This is a genomic window from Halapricum sp. CBA1109, assembly GCF_009741825.1.
In the GTDB taxonomy this organism is placed as follows: Archaea; Halobacteriota; Halobacteria; order Halobacteriales; family Haloarculaceae; genus Halapricum.
Map to the genome: position 1 here is coordinate 1 of NZ_WPCA01000186.1, position 4,331 is coordinate 4,331.

At 65.6% G+C, this 4,331-nt stretch carries 5 protein-coding genes, 1 tRNA gene and 1 pseudogene; 2 read left to right on the top strand and 5 right to left on the bottom strand.

Annotated elements, in window-relative coordinates:
- A partial coding sequence (locus GJ629_RS16440) for a hypothetical protein (protein ID WP_197428645.1) occupies positions 1-540 on the top strand: 540 nt, incomplete at its 5' end.
- Positions 541-572: 32 nt separating this feature from the next.
- Positions 573-896 carry a transcription factor S gene (locus GJ629_RS14600; protein WP_157513682.1) on the top strand — a complete coding sequence of 108 codons (324 nt, stop codon included), beginning with the start codon at positions 573-575 and terminating at the stop codon, positions 894-896.
- On the opposite strand, the gene GJ629_RS14605 is transcribed toward GJ629_RS14600, so the two are convergent.
- The 5 genes and pseudogenes from GJ629_RS14605 to GJ629_RS16445 all read right to left on the bottom strand — a co-directional run.
- Positions 893-1,363: a GNAT family N-acetyltransferase gene (locus tag GJ629_RS14605; protein WP_157513683.1), complete on the bottom strand. Its 471-nt coding sequence runs from the start codon at positions 1,361-1,363 to the stop codon at positions 893-895. The two genes, GJ629_RS14600 and GJ629_RS14605, sit on opposite strands and share 4 nt — an antisense overlap.
- A 4-nt stretch (positions 1,364-1,367) precedes the next feature.
- Positions 1,368-2,486 (bottom strand): phosphotransferase family protein, encoded by a 1,119-nt coding sequence (locus tag GJ629_RS14610; RefSeq protein ID WP_370515925.1) that lies wholly within the window; start codon positions 2,484-2,486, stop codon positions 1,368-1,370.
- Between the two features lie 91 nt (positions 2,487-2,577).
- Entirely contained in the window at positions 2,578-3,069 is a 492-nt protein-coding gene (locus GJ629_RS14615; RefSeq protein WP_157513684.1) for a hypothetical protein, read from the bottom strand.
- 540 nt (positions 3,070-3,609) lie between these two features.
- A tRNA-Pro gene (locus tag GJ629_RS14620) sits at positions 3,610-3,682 on the bottom strand.
- A gap of 255 nt (positions 3,683-3,937) precedes the next feature.
- Positions 3,938-4,331, bottom strand: a pseudogene (locus GJ629_RS16445) (class I SAM-dependent methyltransferase family protein); the annotation flags it as partial.

A 4,331-nucleotide genomic window follows, 5' to 3' on the forward strand; every position in this document is an offset into this window, starting at 1 on the left:
GACGACATCGACACCGACCCCGAGGGCGACGGCGACCCCTTCGAGGACCTCGCCGACGACCTGCCCGCGGACGAGTCCGCCCCCGAACCGACCGACGACCCGACTGAGTCGACACCGGGTGATGGGGACTCGACCACGTCGACGCCCGAGGACGCCTCGCCGGGCGTCCCCGAGGACGACGACGGCCCGCGTCTCGACGACGACCCGTTCAGCGACATCGACGCCGGGCCATCGCGGGGCGGCGGCACCGACCCCTTCGAGGAGTTCGCCGGCGAGGCGGGATCGGCCGTCGACGACGACGTCTGGGAGGACCTCTCGGTCGACCCCGACGCGCCCTCGATATCGGACCAGCAGGGGCCGCGCCGCTTCTCGGAAGTGTCGAAACACCGCTTCTGTGAGCAGTGTCCCCACTTCACCGGCCCGCCCGACATCGCCTGTACGAACGAGGGGACCGACATAATCGAGTTCGTCGACATGGAGACGGTCCGTCTCGCGGACTGTCCGGTCGTCGAGGAACGCGAGAAGCTACAGAACCAGTAGCGCTTTAGTGGCCGCTGGCTCGACTGTCGGGTATGCAGTTCTGTGAGGAGTGCGGTTCGATGATGCACACCGACGGCGACGTGATGGTCTGTGATTCCTGTGGCAACGAACAGGCCCGCGACGACGAGGCCGCCGAGGCGTTCGTCTCCACCGAGACCCAGAGCACCGACGACGTCATCGAGACGGAGGAAGACGCCAACTTCGAGGGCAAACCCACCGCCGAGGACGTGACCTGCGCAGAGTGTGGCCACGGCAAAGCGTGGTACACGATCAAACAGACCGGGTCGGCCGACGAACCGCCGACGCGCTTTTTCAAGTGCCAGGAGTGTGGCAACCGCTGGCGCGAGTACAACTAGGCGAGGGCCTTGCGGTATGAGAGCAGTTCCGTCCCGAGATAGATGGACGTCTCGGTCACCTCGAAGTCGTGGGCTTCGAGGAAGGCCTGTGCCGTCGTGTTCATCCCCGTCTCGTCGATGACCATCTCCGTGTAGCCGCCGTCCTCCGCCCGGCGTTCGAGTTCGGTCAACAGCGCGTCGCCGTAGCCGTTGCGCTGGTAGGCCGGATCGACCCGGAGGCGCTTGAGGACGACCGTTTCGGCGTCGACGGGTTCGACCCCGCCGGTGGCGACGACGGTTCCGTCGTGTTCGCCGACCAGAAACGCCCCGCCCGTCTCGAGGTACGTCCCCTCGATATCGTCGAGGTCCGCGTACACCTCGTGTTCCGGTTGGGAATGCTCGACGTCCCACGACCGCTCCTCGTGGAGCCGCTGGACCGCGTCCGCGTCCGTCGTTTCGTACTCCCGTACGGTGAAGCTGTCCGACATGGAATCACACACGTCTAGGCGACCCCCCGGCTTGAAGCATCGTAATTATAAATAGTTCCGTCTCTGTCCCGGTGTAACCACCACGAATCTTTCCCACGACGGAACGGCCGCTACCGCGGGAGGGCGTCGACGAGGTGTTCGAACTGCTCGCGGTAGTAGGCCTTCGCGCGGGCCTCGGCGAGGCGCCCGCGTCGGCGAAAGCCTGTTCGAAGCCGGCCATCCGCCAGACGAGCGTCGATAGCTGGTAGAGCGGCCGCCGCTCGGCGTAGCCGTCGTCGATGGGGAAGGTGTGGTACTCCCGGTAGCCGTCGTGGAGGCGCTCCCGGAGGCTCGCGCGGGTTTCGGAGTCCCGAAACACCGAGTCGACGAACAGGAACTCCGCCTGCGCGACGTTGTACTCCGGGTGGCCCGCCAGCGCGTTCTGCCAGTCCAGCACCGACCGGATTGGGTCCTCGACCTCTGGGTCGAACATGAGGTTCGCCGGGCGGAAGTCGTCGTGGACCAGTCTCGGCGTGGCCGTCGTCGGAATGGTCTCTATCGAACTCTCGACCGCGCGACGGGCCGGCTTGACCAGATCCGAGAACGGCGTCCGGTCCAGCCGTTCGATGTGGCGCTCGGTCAATTCCCTGAAGAACTCCCGCCAGTCCCACGTGAGGCTCTCGACGGTCAACCGTCCGTCGTCGAGGCCGAAGTAGCCAAAGCCCTCGAAGGCGATGTTCGAGTGGAGGTCCCCGAGAATCTCCCCGACCTGCACGAGGATGCGCCGCTGGAGAGGCGTCTCCAGCGTGTCGAACTGATCGGAGAGGCTCTGTCCCTCCATTCGTTCGGTGACGAAGTACGGCGGGACGTTCTGATCGGGGTTCTCTTTGAACACGAGGATGCGCGGCACCGGCACGTTCGTCCGGTCGGCGACGTACTCGTAGAGGTGTGGCTCCAGCGCGAAGTTGCCGTCGTCCGGTGGCTCGAACTTCAACACCACCTCGTAGGACTCCCCGCGATAGTTCAGCGTGACCAGGTACACGTCCGCACGACTCCCGCCGGCCGGTTGCTCGAAGCTGAAGTCCTCGTAGTCGGGGCCGGACTCGTCGAGGACTGCCTGGATATCCGTCGCGGGCGAAGACACGTTTGCACATACGGCGACCCCCCAAGTGAATGTTACCCTGTCTATCAGACACGCACCCCCGCGTCGGCACCGATAACGCTGCCCGACTGCCTCAGAGATGCCGTCCGAGACGGTCACCGACGGCTCCGACCCCCGGGTGTACCCACAGCCCGGCCGCGAGCAGCGCATATCCCACCCCGAGGACCTGCCCGACCTGTGTCACACCGGTTGCCCCGCGCTCGAACCCGACCAGCACGACTGGTATCGGTGTCGAGACGGTTTCGACGACGACCCGGACGGTACCCTCGCCCGTCGACACGGGGCCGCCAGTGGCTGTCGTGACGAACGCCAGCGCGAGGGTGGTCGTCGCCGCCGCCAGCAGCCACCCGGCGACTGTTCTCCCGCCCTGCCAGCTCTGCCTGAACATCGTGACGATGCCCGCGGCCAGCAGCGCGACAGCGACCCCGACGAGGGTGGCCGGTGGCACTGCCCGGACCACTACGAGATAACAGACGCCCGCGTGGACGGTCCCGACGAGTGCGACGACGAGCCCAGTCAGTGCCGCTCTCGCGAGGTGGCCCGTCTCCGAGTGCTCGCTCGCCATCGGTCGCGTGTCGCCCGCGTGACTGAAGTATCTTGTCGGGGACGGACTAGCCTCGCTGCTCACGTTGTGGGACATCATAGCATACGGCCAGCGAAGCGCACCGGGAGAGCTTGCTCTCCCGAGCTTTCACTCACGCTGTTCGTGACGGAGCCGTTTCACCGTCAGAGCTGCGCTCTGACGAGGTCGATGTCGTTGCACTCCATCGACCACTGCTGGCGAGGCCGACGGCCGAGCCAGCAGGAGTTTTCCCCACGTTTTTGCAAGGAGCGGTAGTTGAGCGAAGCGAAGCCACCCAACGCAGTAAAAAGTGGAATGGGGTCGCCCGGATTGTGAACCTCGCCGAGACGTGCTCGCTTCGCTGCGCGCGCCTCGTCTGGTTCAAATCAGCGCTCGCCATATGTTGCTCGTCACGTCCGTTCCTCGCAAAAATATGGGGTCGCCCGGATTGTGAACCGACTGCAGACTCACTCCGTTCGTCTGCCGGGATTCAAATCCGCGCTCGCCACGCTTTGCTCCTCACGTCTGTTCGTCGCCAAAGCATGGGGTCGCCCGGATTTGAACCGGGGGTACGGGCACCCAAGGCCCGAAGGTTACCAAGCTACCCCACGACCCCGCACCCGTCGCTAGCAGTGAAGCGCGTGAAAACCTTTCGTTGCCGTCGCGGTCATCGTGTCTCTCGTAGGTCGCTCCGGTATCGACCGCCCGACAGCAGACGGTCGAACCGGGACACAGCTACAGGAGACACTATCAGAGGATCAGGATTCCGGCGTACGCGACTGACGATCCGACCATCAACAGCGTCAGGATGATGGCGAGGATCTGCTGGCGGTCCATATCAGAGCTACCACGCCCGAAAGGATATATATTGCTACTCCAGTCGCGCGTCGACGACGACGTGGGCGACGCCCTCGCTGTAGCCTTTGACCCGCCGCGTGTCCAGAATCTCGACCGTCCGGCCCCGCGCCGCGGCGGCGGCCTCGATGCGCTCTATCGGGCGCTCGAAGATCAGATCCTCCGGGGTGGCCTCGTGGACGTGGGCGACACCGCCGGGCGACAGCGCACCGAACGCGGGGTCGAGGTACGTGTGCCCGCCGTCGCCGTCCGGTTCGGTCGCGTCGTAGTAGCCCAGCACGAGGCGGTCGACGGTCGCTGGCCCGCCGAAGGCGTCCAGCCCCTCCGTGAGGACGTCACGGCAGTCCGCCCGGTAGGCCTGTACGCGGTCGGTGACGCCGTTGAGCATCGCGTTCTCGGTGAGGTACTCG